The organism is Escherichia sp. HH41S, assembly GCF_009820115.1.
GTDB lineage: Bacteria > Pseudomonadota > Gammaproteobacteria > Enterobacterales > Enterobacteriaceae > Escherichia > Escherichia coli_F.
Genome location: NZ_VNXE01000067.1, coordinates 26,761 through 43,366, shown reverse-complemented (window position 1 = coordinate 43,366; position 16,606 = coordinate 26,761). Strand labels below are relative to the sequence as shown.

Here is a 16,606-nt window from a genome sequence, read left to right as displayed (position 1 = left end):
TTGACCAGTCAGCGCAAACTGACTGGTCAGCAAACTGCATTATTTGTTAGCTATGACGGCGATTATCGCTACGGCGGCAACGTTTGTCATAGTGGCGAACCCACCAGTAACGGTCGCACACCTGTTCATGCCCGCCAACACGGGCACCCGCCAGCCAGAGAATGGCACCGACGAAAATACTTAGCACTGCACCATGTGCGAAATACTGGGGCATATTAAACTGTGGTAACTGGTTGAGGATTGAATACCCCACACCAACTACCATCACCACCAGACCCAACCCCATGAGCACGTTACCGAGTAACGAAGCGTTTTTGCGTTTCATATGTCACCTCCGGAACTTTCTGGGTTGTAACAGGGAATACCCCTCTTCCTTATGTGTAAAGTATAGACAACACCCTGTGGGTTATGTGCGGGCGTGATCACAATTACAACCCTTATTTCAACAAAACTTTACAAATAAACGCCTGAACACCTTGACTTTCTAATAGTCCACTTAGGCAATTATTGCGTTATCTGCATTTGATACGCAGTTTTTTGTCAAGCGGGGCCGCAACCAGTAAACTACGCGCCAGTTATGTACTCACTCAGGACAAAAAAACGTGACGATTAAATTGATTGTCGGTCTGGCGAACCCCGGCGCTGAATACGCCGCAACGCGACATAATGCTGGCGCCTGGTTCGTTGACTTACTGGCTGAGCGTTTGCGCGCTCCGCTGCGCGAAGAGGCTAAATTCTTTGGTTATACTTCGCGAGTCACCCTTGGAGGCGAAGATGTCCGCCTGTTAGTCCCGACTACATTTATGAATCTCAGCGGCAAAGCCGTTGCGGCGATGGCCAGTTTTTTCCGCATTAATCCGGACGAAATTCTGGTTGCCCACGACGAACTGGATCTGCCACCTGGCGTCGCCAAATTTAAGTTGGGCGGTGGCCATGGTGGTCACAATGGACTGAAAGACATCATCAGTAAATTGGGTAATAACCCTAACTTTCACCGTTTACGCATCGGAATCGGTCATCCGGGCGATAAAAATAAAGTTGTCGGTTTTGTGTTAGGCAAACCGCCTGTTAGTGAACAGAAGTTAATTGATGAAGCCATCGACGAAGCGGCACGTTGTACTGAAATGTGGTTTACAGAGGGCTTGATCAAAGCAACGAACCGATTGCACGCCTTTAAAGCGCAATAAGTCGTTGTCTGCGGCATTTTTGCCGAGTGCCGTGTATAATAGGCAAAGTTATTTCCATTTCTGCAATCTGTTAGCAATAACAGGTTGATTATTAAGATATTAAGGTGATTTAAATCATGGGATTCAAATGCGGTATCGTCGGTTTGCCCAACGTCGGGAAATCTACCCTGTTCAACGCGCTGACCAAAGCCGGTATTGAAGCGGCCAACTTTCCATTCTGCACCATCGAGCCGAACACAGGCGTCGTACCAATGCCTGACCCTCGCCTGGATCAACTGGCTGAAATCGTAAAACCGCAGCGTACGCTTCCCACGACCATGGAATTTGTCGATATCGCCGGTCTGGTAAAAGGCGCATCGAAAGGCGAAGGTCTGGGTAACCAGTTCCTGACCAACATCCGTGAAACCGAAGCGATCGGTCACGTTGTTCGCTGCTTTGAAAACGACAACATCATTCACGTTTCCGGCAAAGTTAACCCGGCGGATGATATTGAAGTTATCAACACAGAACTGGCGCTGGCAGACCTCGACACCTGCGAACGTGCGATTCATCGCGTACAGAAGAAAGCCAAAGGCGGCGATAAAGACGCGAAAGCCGAGCTGGCGGTACTGGAAAAATGCCTGCCACAGCTGGAAAACGCAGGTATGCTGCGCGCGCTGGATTTAAGCGCTGAAGAGAAAGCGGCTATTCGTTACCTGAGCTTCCTGACGCTGAAACCAACAATGTACATCGCCAACGTCAACGAAGACGGTTTTGAAAACAACCCGTATCTTGACCAGGTGCGTGAAATCGCGGCGAAAGAAGGTTCTGTTGTGGTTCCGGTTTGTGCTGCTGTTGAAGCAGACATTGCCGAACTGGACGACGAAGAACGTGACGAGTTTATGCAGGAGCTTGGGCTGGAAGAGCCGGGCCTGAACCGCGTGATCCGTGCCGGTTATAAGCTGCTGAACCTGCAAACTTACTTCACTGCTGGGGTGAAAGAAGTGCGTGCATGGACCATTCCGGTTGGTGCAACCGCGCCGCAGGCCGCTGGCAAAATCCATACTGATTTTGAAAAAGGCTTTATCCGCGCACAAACTATTTCGTTCGAAGATTTCATCACTTACAAAGGTGAACAAGGCGCGAAAGAAGCAGGCAAAATGCGTGCAGAAGGTAAAGATTACATCGTTAAAGATGGCGATGTAATGAACTTCCTGTTCAACGTCTAATTAATTTGTTGTCTCATGAGGTTTCGCTAAATCTCATGAAGAGCGCAAAAGTATATAAAATCCACGCAATTGCGTGGATTTTTCATTTCACCGAGTCCTAACCATTCTTATAACATCCTACACTTTTGTGCTTATTGCCTATAGTGAACCACGAGAATAATTAAAGACATAAGTGTTCAGATGAGGGATATCTCATTAGCAATGAGATCACGTAAGTTTGTGTTCCACTGCACATCAGACACCTTTTACAGCTGATCAATATTGATCACGCTCCAATATGCTGGCGAGAAAAGGACTTGCCTGAAGGGCAATATCCAGCAGATAAAGCCCCCGAATAACGTGATTACGTGCGATCCTGGCAAGATGAAAATGATAACCAGTATCACGATAATAACGATATGCCAGAAAATCCATTGATCAAAAATGAATATCGATGTTTTTTGCTTTTTCTTATTAGTAATGCAAAAATGGCTCATATTGTTTTTGTTATGCAGATACATCAAGCGAAAACCCCATAACTAATTAGGATTATTACCAAAAATATTCACCAAATTATTTAACCGCTGTTTGTTGTAATGTTTTTGTCATATTCATAGTAACGAATTGGAATAAGTAACGACAACTTAGGGAATAACTCGATCTAAACTCACCTTTGTAAGGGGGATGTTAAATATATATTAATTCCTGTGTTCCTGATTTTGCCCGGTAATAGAGAATTATTCTCAGAGCAGCTCATCATGATTGCACCATACAAATATCATGATGATAAGAGGATATTATTCATTGACTTAAACAAAGTGACAAAATCCATAGACCCATAGCCTGGGTACTATATAGGAGTGGTATGGGCATCAAACAACACAATGGGAATACCAAAGCCGATCGTCTCGCTGAATTAAAAATCCGTTCGCCCTCCATTCAACTGATAAAATATGGCGCTATTGGTTTGAATGCAATTATCTTTTCCCCCCTGCTGATAGCTGCTGATTTAGGAAGTCAAAATGGCACCAATATTACTATTAGTGATGGTGACAGAATTACAGGAGATACCGCCGATCCATCAGGAAACCTCTATGGTGTAATGACCCCAGCAGGAAACACGCCTGGCAATATCAACCTGGGTAATGATGTCACCGTCAATGTCAACGACGCCTCTGGATATGCAAAGGGAATCATTATTCAGGGCAAGAACAGCTCCCTGACAGCTAACCGACTTACAGTAGATGTTGTTGGTCAAACCTCTGCCATCGGCATTAATTTAATTGGTGACTATACCCATGCTGACTTAGGCACAGGCAGCACCATTAAGAGTAACGATGACGGCATCATTATTGGACATAGCTCAACACTAACAGCCACTCAATTCACCATTGAAAACTCGAACGGTATAGGCCTAACCATCAATGACTATGGCACCAGTGTCGATCTTGGAAGCGGAAGTAAAATCAAGACCGATGGAAGTACAGGTGTTTATATCGGTGGTCTCAACGGCAATAACGCCAATGGTGCTGCGCGTTTTACGGCGACAGACCTGACAATCGATGTTCAGGGCTACAGCGCCATGGGGATAAACGTACAGAAAAACTCTGTTGTCGATCTCGGAACAAACAGTACCATTAAAACCAATGGCGATAATGCACACGGCCTCTGGAGCTTTGGCCAGGTGAGCGCGAATGCACTCACTGTTGATGTAACTGGAGCCGCTGCCAATGGCGTCGAAGTTCGTGGTGGTACAACCACTATCGGTGCTGATAGCCATATTTCTTCCGCGCAGGGCGGTGGCCTCGTAACCAGTGGTTCAGACGCGACAATCAATTTTTCTGGCACGGCAGCGCAACGAAACAGCATCTTTTCCAGCGGTTCTTATGGTGCCTCAGCCCAGACGGCAACGGCTGTTATCAACATGCAAAATACCAATATTACGGTTGATCGTAATGGCAGTCTGGCGCTGGGTTTGTGGGCGCTCAGCGGCGGTAGAATAACCGGAGACAGTTTGGCTATCACCGGCGCGGCAGGAGCCAGGGGGATTTATGCCATGACCAACAGCCAGATCGATCTCACGAGCGATCTGGTCATTGATATGAGTACACCCGACCAGATGGCCATCGCAACGCAACATGACGATGGTTATGCCGCCAGCCGCATCAACGCCTCGGGTCGTATGCTTATCAACGGTAGCGTTCTTTCTAAAGGTGGGCTAATCAATCTGGATATGCACCCTGGGTCGGTTTGGACAGGTTCTTCCCTCAGCGATAATGTCAATGGCGGGAAACTGGACGTTGCAATGAATAACAGCGTCTGGAAAGTAACAAGTAATTCTAATCTCGACACGCTGGCGCTGAGCCATTCAACTGTCGATTTTGCCAGCCACGCGTCAACTGCCGGCACATTTACCACATTAAACGTAGAGAACCTTAGCGGTAACAGTACCTTTATTATGCGTGCTGATGTTGTTGGCGAGGGTAATGGCGTTAATAATAAAGGAGATTTATTGAATATCTGCGGGAGTAGTGCTGGTAATCACGTATTGGCTATCCGTAACCAGGGCAGCGAGGCCACAACGGGAAATGAAGTTCTGACAGTGGTAAAAACCACTGACGGCGCGGCCTCGTTCAGCGCGTCTTCTCAGGTTGAGTTGGGGGGATATCTGTATGATGTGCGTAAAAATGGCACTAACTGGGAGCTTTATGCTTCCGGGACAATTCCGGAGCCGACTCCTAATCCAGAGCCCACACCAGCTCCCGCTCAGCCCCCCATAGTCAACCCCGATCCTACGCCTGCCCCCGCTCCCACGCCTAAACCCACCACGACCGCAGATGCTGGCGGCAATTATCTCAATGTCGGTTACTTATTGAACTATGTTGAAAACCGTACGCTGATGCAACGGATGGGTGACCTGCGAAATCAGGGTAAAGACGGTAATATCTGGTTGCGCAGTTATGGGGGAAGCCTGGACTCCTTTGCCAGTGGCAAACTGAGCGGCTTTGACATGGGTTACAGCGGTATCCAGTTTGGTGGGGATAAACGTCTCTCTGATGAAATGCCGTTGTATGTCGGTCTGTATATTGGCTCAACACATGCATCGCCGGACTATAGCGGAGGCGACGGTACCGCACGTTCAGACTACATGGGAATGTACGCCAGTTACATGGCACACAACGGTTTTTACAGCGATCTCGTTGTAAAAGCATCGCACCAGAAAAATAGTTTCCACGTACTGGACAGTCAGAACAACGGCGTTAACGCCAACGGCACTGCGAATGGATTGAGCATCTCCCTGGAAGCCGGGCAGAGGTTCAACCTGACCCCTACTGGTTATGGGTTCTATATAGAGCCGCAAACCCAGCTCACATACAGCCACCAGAATGGGATGGCTATGAAGGCGAGTAATGGTCTCAATATACATCTGAATCACTACGAATCGCTGCTGGGGCGTGCCAGCATGATACTGGGATATGACATCACCGCAGGCAACAGCCAGCTGAATGTCTATGTGAAGACTGGCGCTATCCGCGAGTTTTCAGGGGATACCGAATATCTGTTGAACAACTCCCGGGAGAAGTACAGTTTCAAAGGTAATGGCTGGAATAACGGCGTGGGAGTCAGTGCACAGTATAACAAACAGCACACATTCTATCTCGAAGCGGATTACACGCAGGGTAACCTCTTTGATCAGAAGCAAGTCAACGGAGGATATCGCTTCAGCTTTTAAGTGCGGGATAGACAAGCCCTTAAACGATGCTGAAAATTGTTAGCGTGCGCCGGAATGAAATACAGATCACTCAGATGTATCAGAAATCGTCTCTGTCTTTCATACCCGGCGCTTAAACTGCCCTGCATCAATGCCATGTTGCTTCATTTTCCGCCACAGCGTAGTGCGGCCGATTCCAAGTAAAGCCGACATTTCCTGAATGCGACCGCCTGTGACCTGGGCTGCGTTAATAATTGCCTCTTTTTCAACTTCCGCAAATGACAGACTGGTGGAAAGGCGAGTGGCGCTGACATCATCTGTCGCCTGCTCGGTAAACAGATGTTCAGGCAAATCACTGACGCGAATGCGCCCGTTATCACTACTCAGAGCAAGATTCTCGATGACGCTGTAAAGTTCAAAATCGTTGCCTGGCCATGCACAAGAAACCAGGCGAGCGAGGGCATCGTCATCAATTTTCAGACGCGTAGAGAAGCGTTTTTCAAGACTGCGTAATTTGTTATTCACCAGCGCCGGAATGCTGCCACGCCGCATACGCAGAGGCGGGATGGTAATTTCAAATGCATGCAGCGCGTAATACAGCTGGCGACTAAAGCGATTTTGTTCCACCAGCATTGCCAGGTCCGCGGTCGTTGTGGCAATCACTTTGACATCAATTGGTATTAAACGCCGCGCATCCAGTCGCGTGATAACACCCTGCTTGATAACCTGAAGCAAAGCAGACTGTAACTCCACCGCCAGATATTCAATCTTTTCAAGAAACAGCGTGCCGCCGTGCGCCAGTTCCAGTCGACTCAGACGACCATTTTCATTGTCCGTGCGATCGCCGCCAATAAATTCTTCCGCCAGCGCCGCATCACCATATAACTCACAATTGACGGCGATGTAGGGACCTGCTGCACGCTCACTTTCATTATGAATTGCCTGACTTAGCAGTGCCTTGCCTACGCCCTCTTCGCCACAAAGCAAAACAGGAAAGCTACTACGCGCCGCCTGGCGGCCAAAATGAATCAAGCGGCGAGTTTGCGGATCGTCCTGTGGCATATGAGCGAAGGTATGGCTGACTTTTCCCAATTGACTGGTCATCAACTGCCGCATCTGTTCCACGGGATGGAGCAACAAAATAAAGCTGGTTCCCTGCGTTTCTATTATCGGTTTAAGGGTTATCACCGCATCAATAAACTGGTGCTGACTTTCAAAGGTTGCTTCTACGTGTTTGAGCGGATGTGCCTGTTTTATTGCTTGTTGCAATACAGCGGGTAACGTTAAGAGTTCAGTGATCGCCCTTCCCTGACTTGCCGTCGCGTCAAGGCGCAAGACTCGCGCCGCCTGGGCATTGATAAATTGCAAATTACCCTGCTCGTCCCAGCTAATCACGCCATCGTCCATACTTTCCAGTAAGGCGTTAAGCTGGTTTAAATGTCGGTTTGTTTCAGCCAGTAAATTGTCGGTCAGCAGTAAATTTCCGACCTCGCGTGCGATTGCCAACGTCAACGGCAAATCAGCTGCGGTAGTTTGCTCAACCGGACACGCCAGCGCTATTGTTCCCGTCAATCGGCCCTTGCTGTCAAACAACGGTGTTGCACAAAAGGCCCAGTTCCAGAGTGCCTGTTTGAAATGTTGATCGGCCATCGTTTTCACGGCCTGACCAGAGATAGCCGCTAACGATAGCGCACAGGTACCAATAATTCCCTCTGCGCAATACGTGCCGTCATTGAATCCCAGGACACTAAGCTGGTGCAGCGTTTGTGGATCACCAAAACGACTAAGGATGCAGGCGGTTTCATCAAGGATGAACAGTCCGCACGCCCGCGATTCCATATATTCCCAGGCATCTTCCAGCGCAGCCTGCCCGAGCGTCAGCATCGCTTTCTTACGCCGATAGATAGAAGCAAATGTCACGCCCTGGGCCTGGTGCGGTACGCTCCATGTCTCCCGTTTCATCAGTTTATTGCATCGCTCCCAGGAGGCTGCAATTAAGGGAGATATGCCCCGTTCATCGTTGTTAAAAGCGCCACTCATATCCCGCATCCTTTGTGACAAAAGGTGTTCCGGCTCGCAATTTTTAGTATTAAAACGCGTAAAAGTTTCAATATGGAACATTCATTAAAACATATGTTTCACCATGAAACATAATTTGGGCTAATTTTCTTTTCCCTTACCTGATGCACAATGGATTTATCGGCAGTCAGTGGTCGCCGTGTCGTTGAACATCATCCATGCCCTACCGTAATTGCTGGAGCAAGATAATGAAAAAATTGATCAATGATGTGCAAGACGTTCTGGACGAACAACTGGCGGGTCTGGCGAAAGCGCATTCATCGCTGACACTGCATCAGGATCCGGTGTATGTCACCCGAGCTGATGCCCCCGTTGCAGGAAAAGTCGCCCTGCTGTCGGGCGGCGGCAGCGGACACGAACCGATGCACTGCGGTTATATCGGTCAAGGGATGCTTTCGGGAGCCTGTCCGGGCGAAATATTCACCTCACCGACGCCCGATAAAATTTTTGAATGCGCCATGCAAATTGATGGCGGCGAAGGTGTACTGCTGATTATCAAAAATTACACCGGCGATATTCTTAACTTCGAAACAGCAACAGAATTACTGCACGATAGCGGCGTAAAAGTGACCACCGTGGTCATTGATGACGACGTTGCAGTAAAAGACAGTCTTTATACCGCTGGGCGGCGCGGCGTTGCCAACACCGTATTAATCGAAAAAATCGTAGGCGCAGCGGCAGAGCGTGGCGACTCGCTGGAGGCTTGTGCACAACTGGGGCGTAAGTTGAACAATCAGGGCCATTCTATTGGTATCGCTCTCGGTGCCTGTACCGTTCCTGCCGCGGGAAAACCTTCTTTTACGCTGGCAGATAATGAGATGGAGTTTGGCGTCGGCATTCATGGTGAGCCAGGTATTGACCGCCGTCCCTTCTCTTCCCTTGATCAAACCGTCGATGAAATGTTCGACACCCTGCTGGAAAATGGCTCATACCATCGCACTTTGCGTTTCTGGGATTATCAACAAGGCAGCTGGCAGGAAGAATCACAAACCAAACAACCGCTCCAGTCTGGCGATCGAGTGATTGCGCTGGTTAACAATCTTGGCGCAACTCCGCTTTCTGAGCTGTACGGCGTCTATAACCGCCTGACCACACGTTGCCAGCAAGCGGGATTGACTATCGAGCGTAATTTAATTGGCGCGTACTGCACCTCACTGGATATGACCGGTTTCTCAATCACCTTACTGAAAGTTGATGACGAAACGCTGGCGTTATGGGACGCCCCGGTCCACACCCCGGCGCTTAACTGGGGTAAATAAGGAGATAACCATGTCACTGAGCAGAACTCAAATTGTTAACTGGCTCACTCGTTGTGGCGATATTTTCAGCACCGAGAGCGAGTATCTTACCGGACTGGATCGCGAAATTGGCGACGCTGACCACGGGCTAAATATGAACCGTGGCTTTAGCAAGGTGGTAGAAAAACTCCCTGCTATCGCAGATAAAGATATCGGTTTCATTCTCAAGAATACCGGGATGACGCTGCTTTCCAGCGTCGGTGGTGCCAGTGGTCCGCTGTTCGGTACCTTCTTTATCCGCGCCGCACAGGCGACACAGGCACGGCAAAGCCTGACGCTGGAAGAACTGTATCAGATGTTCCGCGATGGTGTAGACGGCGTAATCAGTCGCGGGAAAGCCGAACCTGGCGATAAAACTATGTGTGATGTGTGGGTGCCGGTGGTGGAATCGTTACGTCAGTCCAGCGAGCAAAATCTCTCTATTCCGGCGGCGCTCGAAGCTGCCGGTAGCGTCGCCGAATCCGCTGCACAAAGTACGATTACGATGCAAGCCCGCAAAGGCCGTGCCAGTTATCTCGGTGAACGCAGTATTGGTCACCAGGATCCCGGCGCGACCTCGGTGATGTTTATGATACAAATGCTGGCGTTAGCCGCAAAAGAGTAAGGAAATGGTGATGGTAAACCTGGTCATAGTTTCACATAGCAGCCGACTGGGAGAAGGTGTCGGTGAATTAGCCCGTCAGATGTTAATGAGTGATAGCTGTAAAATCGCCATTGCCGCGGGAATTGACGATCCCCAAAATCCCATTGGTACCGATGCCGTCAAAGTGATGGAGGCCATCGAGTCCGTTGCCGATGCCGACCATGTGCTGGTGATGATGGATATGGGTAGCGCATTATTAAGTGCTGAAACTGCACTGGAGTTGCTGGCCCCCGAGATCGCCGCAAAAGTACGTTTGTGTGCGGCACCGTTAGTCGAAGGTACACTGGCAGCAACAGTCAGCGCGGCCTCGGGAGCAGATATCGACAAAGTTATCTATGACGCCATGCATGCGCTGGAAGCCAAACGTGAACAACTGGGTTTACCGTCCTCCGACACCGAAATCGCTGACACATGTCCTCCGTACGATGAAGAAGCCCGTTCTCTGTCGGTGGTCATAAAAAACCGTAACGGCCTGCATGTACGTCCGGCCTCCCGGCTGGTTTATACCTTATCGACATTTAATGCCGATATGTTGCTGGAGAAAAACGGCAAATGCGTCACACCGGAGAGTATTAACCAGATCGCGCTACTACAAGTCCGCTATAACGATACGCTGCGCCTGATTGCGAAAGGGCCAGAAGCTGAAGAGGCGCTGGTTGCTTTCCGTCAGCTGGCTGAAGATAACTTTGGTGAAACGGAGGAAGTTGCTCCACCTACTCTGCGTCCCGTTCCGCCTGTTTCGGGTAAAGCCTTTTATTATCAACCGGTTTTATGTACGGTACAGGCAAAATCAACCCTGACCGTGGATGAAGAACAAGAACGATTACGCCAGGCCATTGACTTCACGTTATTAGATCTGATGACGTTAACAGCGAAAGCAGAAGCGAGCGGGCTTGACGATATTGCAGCAATCTTTTCTGGTCACCATACACTGTTAGATGATCCAGAACTGCTGGCGGCGGCAAACGAATTTCTTCAGCATGAGCATTGCACAGCAGAATATGCCTGGCAGCACGTTCTTAAAGAACTAAGCCAGCAATACCAGCAGCTGGATGATGAATATCTACAGGCTCGCTATATTGATGTGGACGATCTTCTGCATCGCACCCTGGTCCACCTGACCCAAACGAAAGAAGAACTCCCGCAGTTTAACTCGCCAACTATTCTACTGGCGGAGAACATTTATCCGTCCACGGTTCTGCAACTGGATCCGGCGGTTGTAAAAGGGATCTGCCTTAGCGCCGGAAGTCCGGTATCCCACAGCGCCCTAATCGCCCGTGAACTGGGGATTGGCTGGATTTGCCAGCAGGGTGAGAAACTGTATGCGATACAACCAGAAGAAACGCTAACGCTGGACGTTAAAACGCAACGTTTCAACCGTCAGGGTTAAACCACCGTTCGGACGGCATCGTTCTGATGCCATCCGGCTATTTACTCTGCACGGATGTTTTTTAACTACCTGTTATATTTTTTACCAAATCATGATGATTTTTTCTGCGCTAATCGCGAACCCAACGTCGCTGGCTGGCTAATAAACAGACTTTATTTAATCACTCTATTTCGCCGTTATTTATCCCTTTAATTCCCTTTTCTAAAATGCCTGACAGTTCGCAGAATGAGATTTCGATCATGCAGTTAGTGCGATCCTGAACTAAGGTTTTCTGATACTTGAATACCGTTTTGTTCGGTTTCGCCCAAGGAGAATGATTGATGAAAGCCACCGCCCCTCCTCGCCCGCAAAAAATAGCGTTAATTCCCGCCTGCGTTTTGTTGTGTTTCGCTGCGCTAGCGGTGCAGGCAGAAGAAACGCCAGTAACGCCACAGCCGCCTGATATTTTGTTAGGGCCGCTGTTTAACGATGTGCAAAACGCCAAACTTTTTCCGGACCAAAAGACCTTTGCTGATGCCGTGCCGAACAGCGATCCGCTAATGATCCTTGCAGATTATCGAATGCAGCAAAACCAGAGCGGCTTTGATCTGCGCCATTTCGTTAACGTCAATTTCACTCTGCCGAAAGAGGGAGAGAAATATGTTCCGCCAGAAGGGCAGTCGCTGCGCGAACATATTGACGGACTTTGGCCTGTATTAACGCGTTCTACCGAAAACACCGAAAAATGGGATTCTCTGTTACCGCTGCCGGAACCTTATGTCGTGCCGGGCGGACGTTTTCGCGAGGTATATTACTGGGACAGTTACTTCACCATGTTAGGGCTTGCCGAAAGCGACCACTGGGATAAAGTTGCGGATATGGTGGCCAATTTTGCTCATGAAATAGACACTTACGGTCATATTCCCAACGGCAACCGCAGTTACTATTTAAGCCGCTCGCAACCGCCCTTCTTTGCCCTGATGGTAGAGTTACTGGCGCAGCATGACGGTGATGTCGCATTGAAGCAATACCTGCCGCAAATGCAAAAAGAATATGCTTACTGGATGGACGGTGTTGAAAACCTGCAAGCCGGACAACAGGAAAAACGCGTTGTAAAACTTCAGGATGGTACCCTTCTCAACCGCTACTGGGACGATCGCGATACGCCACGACCAGAGTCATGGGTGGAAGATATTGCCACCGCCAAAAGCAACCCGAACCGGCCTGCCACTGAAATTTACCGCGACCTGCGCTCTGCCGCTGCGTCTGGCTGGGATTTTAGCTCGCGCTGGATGGACAATCCGCAGCAGTTAAATACCTTACGCACCACCAGCATCGTACCGGTCGATCTGAATAGCCTGATGTTCAAAATGGAAAAAATCCTTGCCCGCGCCAGCAAAGCTGCCGGAGATAACGCGATGGCAAACCAGTACGAAACGCTGGCGAATGCCCGTCAAAAAGGGATCGAAAAATATCTGTGGAACGATCAACAAGGCTGGTATGCCGATTACGACCTGAAAAGTCATAAAGTGCGCAATCAGTTAACCGCAGCCGCCCTGTTCCCGCTGTACGTCAATGCGGCAGCGAAAGATCGCGCCAGCAAAATGGCGACGGCGACGAAAACACATCTGCTGCAACCAGGCGGCCTGAACACCACGTCGGTGAAAAGTGGGCAACAATGGGATGCGCCAAACGGCTGGGCACCGTTGCAGTGGGTCGCGACAGAAGGATTACAAAACTACGGGCAAAAAGAGGTGGCGATGGACATTAGCTGGCACTTCCTGACTAATGTTCAGCACACCTATGATCGGGAGAAAAAGCTGGTGGAAAAATATGATGTCAGCACTACCGGAACGGGTGGCGGCGGTGGCGAATATCCATTACAGGATGGCTTTGGCTGGACCAATGGTGTGACGCTAAAAATGCTGGATTTGATCTGCCCGAAAGAGCAACCATGTGACAATGTTCCGGCGACGCGTCCACTCAGTGAATCAACAACACAGCCGGTAAAACAAAAAGAGGCGGAACCTACGCCTTAACTTTACTGTATATCGAGCAATGCCATTACGTGCATAAAATTGGCATTGCTCTTTCTTCATCACGAAATACCACTCTTTCTACAGTCTATGCCTTTATTTTCTTTTATTAGGGAAGATTTTAATTTTATTTTATCAACTTGTTAATCATTACACCTCTATTTATATTTTCCCCCACTCCCCATTCTCCCTGACAATTTTCTTGTGGAACAAAGTGTTATTTAAGAAACAAGCAAATCATTCTGTCTCTTTAGACAAATTTTGACATCAAACATGATCTTTTTCGCTATATGTGTAAGTATATAGCGGTTTTAATTATCAGGATATTACTTATGTCACTAACCAGACGGAGGTTTACACAGATTCTTGCGTCGACATTGTTCCTGCATCATCTGCCGTCCTTTGCACAATCAGTCAAATTCTGGGCCTCACTGACGCTTCCCGAAGCCCAAAACATTACACGCATCGTCAGCGCAGGCGCGTCCGCCGATTTACTATTGCTGGCTGTCGCGCCAGAAAAAATGGTCGGTTTTTCCTCTTTTGATTTTGCCCGTCAGGCATTAATTCCATTGCCAGAGCACATTCGCCAGTTCCCCAGGCTGGGACGACTCGCCGGGCGCGCCAGCACACTCTCGCTGGAAGGGCTTATGGCATTACATCCCGATTTGGTCGTTGATTGCGGCAATACGGATGAAACCTGGATCTCCCAGGCACGGCAGGTTAGCGAACAGACACAAATACCCTGGTTATTGCTTAACGGGAAACTGGAACAATCAGCAGAACAGTTAACAACGCTTGGCAAAACGTTAGGCGAAGAGCACCGCGCCGCAGAACAAGCCAATCTCGCCAGCCGCTTCGTTGGTGAAGCTCAGGCATTCGCCACCTCACCCGCCGCTAACCTCAGCTTTTATGCTGCGCGCGGTCCTCGAGGGCTGGAAACGGGCTTACAGGGTTCGTTGCATACCGAGGCGGCGGAATTATTAGGTTTGCACAACGTCGCGCAAATAGCCGATCGCCACGGTCTGACACAGGTTTCCATGGAAAATCTCCTGCGCTGGCAACCGGATATTATTCTGGTTCAGGAGGCCGTTACTGCAGATTTTATTCGTCGTGATCCTCTCTGGCAGGGCGTGAAAGCGGTTGCGGAACAACGCATCTTATTTTTAAGTGGCCTGCCCTTTGGCTGGCTGGATGCCCCGCCGGGAATCAACCGTCTTCTGGGATTACGCAGACTTCACGCCTGGCTGGATCCCGCCATCAATCGCCAGTTTAAACGTGACATGCAGCATTACGCCCAACTGTTCTGGCATTGCCCATTAAGTGACGCCGACTATCAAAAATTGGTGGCGAGCTAATGAGAACCGTAAACGGATGTATTTTGCTGCTGGCAGCTATCAGTATCACTTTTGCCGCCGTAAGTGGGGCTTATCATCTCGATATACAGCAACTGCTGGCGCTCATTCTGCGTCAAGAAAATGTTCCTGTGCAGGAACAAATTGTCTTCTGGCAAATCCGCGTGCCGCGTATTCTTGCTGCGCTGTTTCTGGGCGCGGCGCTGGCAGGGGCCGGAACCACCTATCAGGGAATGTTCCGTAATCCCTTAGTGTCACCGGATATTTTAGGCGTCTCCGCCGGTGCCGGACTTGGTGCCTGCGCGGCAATCCTGTGGGGATTATCCATTGTTTACATCCAGCTGTACGCATTTTGCGGCGGGCTGATGGTGGTCGCGGGCGTCTGGTTGATTACGCGTCGGGTGACCCGCCACGATCCGATCTTAACCCTGGTGCTGGTAGGCATTGCGTTAGGAACGTTGTGCGGAGCGGGGATATCGCTAATAAAAACGCTGGCCGATCCTTACACCCAGTTACCGTCAATTACCTTCTGGTTGCTGGGGGGGCTGTCCACCGTGACCTTACGCGATCTCTGCTATGCTGCACCGATCATTCTCATAGGCTCCTTGCCCCTGTTTTTTCTCCGCTGGCGCATGAATTTACTCACGCTTTCCGACGACGAAGCCCATTCGCTGGGACTGAACGTGACACGTCTGCGCTTTGGATTAATTGTCTGCGCCACACTAATCACCGCCAGCACGGTAGCAATAGCGGGCATAATTGGTTGGGTCGGCCTGGTCGTTCCGCACATTGCCCGCTTGTTGACCGGTCATAACCATCAGCAGCTGTTGCCCATGGCAATGTGTACTGGCGCGATTCTGCTCCTGCTTACCGATACGCTGGCACGCAGCATTGGAACAACAGAAATCCCACTTGGCATTCTGACCGCTTTTGTTGGTGCACCGTTTTTCCTGTTTTTGTTGTTACGCGGAGGTCGCCAGTGACTTTGCTTGCCGTCCGTCATGCGTCTCTGGGTTACTCCCGCCATCCGGTGCTACGCGACGTGTCCTTCACCCTGTCGCAAGGAACAATTTGTTGTCTGTTAGGAGCCAATGGTTGCGGCAAAACCACACTCATGCGCTCCATTCTTGGCGTTATACCGTTATTAAAAGGCGAGATCTTACTGGATAGCCTCCCTGTGCAGACACTCAGCCATCGCCAGCGCGCGCAGGCTATTGCCTGGGTGCCACAGGCGCACGACGGCATTTTTGCTTTTAGTGTGCTGGATATGGTGTTGATGGGCCTGGCCCCCACCATAGGCGCTTTTTCCGTTCCCGGTAAGCAAGAACGCCTGAAAGCAACGGAGCAACTGGAAAAGCTGGGCATTTTGCATCTGGCGACACGACGCTGGAATACACTTAGCGGCGGTGAACGTCAGCTGGCTTTAATCGCCCGTGCACTCGTCCAGCAACCGCGCTTGTTATTACTGGATGAGCCTGCCTCCAGCCTCGATTTCGGTCATCAGATCCAACTACTGGACACGCTAGCGCAGCTCAAAAATAACGGCATGACAATGCTAATGTCGACTCATCATCCGCTCCATGCCAACGCCATTGCCGACAGCATTATCCAGGTAGAGCCAGATGGACGAGTAACACAAGGCTTACCGACCGAACAGTTAACAACGAACAAACTGGCTGCCCTGTATCGGGTTTCTGCCGACCAGATTCATCATCACCTCTCTGCAATTAGCCACTAAGGAAC

General features: G+C 49.8%; 12 protein-coding genes. 10 read left to right on the top strand and 2 right to left on the bottom strand.

Annotated elements, in window-relative coordinates; translation table 11 throughout:
- Positions 1-46: 46 nt before the first annotated feature.
- Positions 47-325: a stress-induced protein YchH gene (ychH, locus tag FQZ95_RS13905; RefSeq protein ID WP_000823885.1), complete on the bottom strand. Its 279-nt coding sequence runs from the start codon at positions 323-325 to the stop codon at positions 47-49.
- A 277-nt stretch (positions 326-602) separates the two neighbouring features.
- On the opposite strand from ychH, the gene pth reads away from it, so the two are divergent.
- The 3 genes from pth (at position 603) to FQZ95_RS13890 (ending at position 6,107) form a co-directional block, all read left to right on the top strand.
- Entirely contained in the window at positions 603-1,187 is a 585-nt protein-coding gene (gene pth, locus FQZ95_RS13900; RefSeq protein WP_160530311.1) for an aminoacyl-tRNA hydrolase, read from the top strand.
- Positions 1,188-1,303: 116 nt separating this feature from the next.
- Positions 1,304-2,395, top strand: a complete 1,092-nt coding sequence (gene ychF / locus FQZ95_RS13895) for a redox-regulated ATPase YchF (protein WP_000505866.1) — start codon at positions 1,304-1,306, stop codon at positions 2,393-2,395.
- Positions 2,396-3,239: 844 nt separating this feature from the next.
- Positions 3,240-6,107, top strand: a complete 2,868-nt coding sequence (locus FQZ95_RS13890) for an autotransporter outer membrane beta-barrel domain-containing protein (protein WP_088542313.1) — start codon at positions 3,240-3,242, stop codon at positions 6,105-6,107.
- 99 nt (positions 6,108-6,206) lie between these two features.
- On the opposite strand, the gene dhaR is transcribed toward FQZ95_RS13890, so the two are convergent.
- Positions 6,207-8,126, bottom strand: a complete 1,920-nt coding sequence (dhaR, locus tag FQZ95_RS13885) for a dihydroxyacetone kinase operon transcriptional regulator DhaR (protein ID WP_176263664.1) — start codon at positions 8,124-8,126, stop codon at positions 6,207-6,209.
- Positions 8,127-8,353: 227 nt separating this feature from the next.
- On the opposite strand from dhaR, the gene dhaK reads away from it, so the two are divergent.
- The 7 genes from dhaK to FQZ95_RS13845 all read left to right on the top strand — a co-directional run bounded on the left by dhaK (position 8,354) and on the right by FQZ95_RS13845 (position 16,601).
- Positions 8,354-9,424 carry a dihydroxyacetone kinase subunit DhaK gene (dhaK, locus tag FQZ95_RS13880; RefSeq protein WP_105271254.1) on the top strand — a complete coding sequence of 357 codons (1,071 nt, stop codon included), beginning with the start codon at positions 8,354-8,356 and terminating at the stop codon, positions 9,422-9,424.
- A gap of 10 nt (positions 9,425-9,434) precedes the next feature.
- Complete coding sequence (gene dhaL, locus FQZ95_RS13875; protein ID WP_160530310.1) at positions 9,435-10,067, top strand: dihydroxyacetone kinase subunit DhaL; 633 nt, start codon at positions 9,435-9,437, stop codon at positions 10,065-10,067.
- 10 nt (positions 10,068-10,077) lie between these two features.
- A complete protein-coding gene (gene dhaM, locus FQZ95_RS13870) occupies positions 10,078-11,496 on the top strand; it encodes a dihydroxyacetone kinase phosphoryl donor subunit DhaM (RefSeq protein WP_160530309.1) in 1,419 nt (472 codons plus the stop codon).
- 320 nt (positions 11,497-11,816) lie between these two features.
- Positions 11,817-13,514 carry an alpha,alpha-trehalase gene (gene treA, locus FQZ95_RS13865; RefSeq protein WP_160530308.1) on the top strand — a complete coding sequence of 566 codons (1,698 nt, stop codon included), beginning with the start codon at positions 11,817-11,819 and terminating at the stop codon, positions 13,512-13,514.
- A 329-nt stretch (positions 13,515-13,843) separates the two neighbouring features.
- On the top strand, positions 13,844-14,866 hold the full coding sequence (locus tag FQZ95_RS13855; protein ID WP_160530307.1) for an iron ABC transporter substrate-binding protein: 1,023 nt from the start codon (positions 13,844-13,846) through the stop codon (positions 14,864-14,866).
- Positions 14,866-15,846 carry a FecCD family ABC transporter permease gene (locus FQZ95_RS13850; protein ID WP_001261252.1) on the top strand — a complete coding sequence of 327 codons (981 nt, stop codon included), beginning with the start codon at positions 14,866-14,868 and terminating at the stop codon, positions 15,844-15,846. Before FQZ95_RS13855 ends, FQZ95_RS13850 begins: the two co-directional genes overlap by 1 nt.
- The gene (locus FQZ95_RS13845; protein ID WP_000173311.1) at positions 15,843-16,601 is read left to right on the top strand and encodes an ABC transporter ATP-binding protein; all 759 of its coding nucleotides are present in this window, start codon (positions 15,843-15,845) and stop codon (positions 16,599-16,601) included. Before FQZ95_RS13850 ends, FQZ95_RS13845 begins: the two co-directional genes overlap by 4 nt.
- Positions 16,602-16,606: the final 5 nt, after the last annotated feature.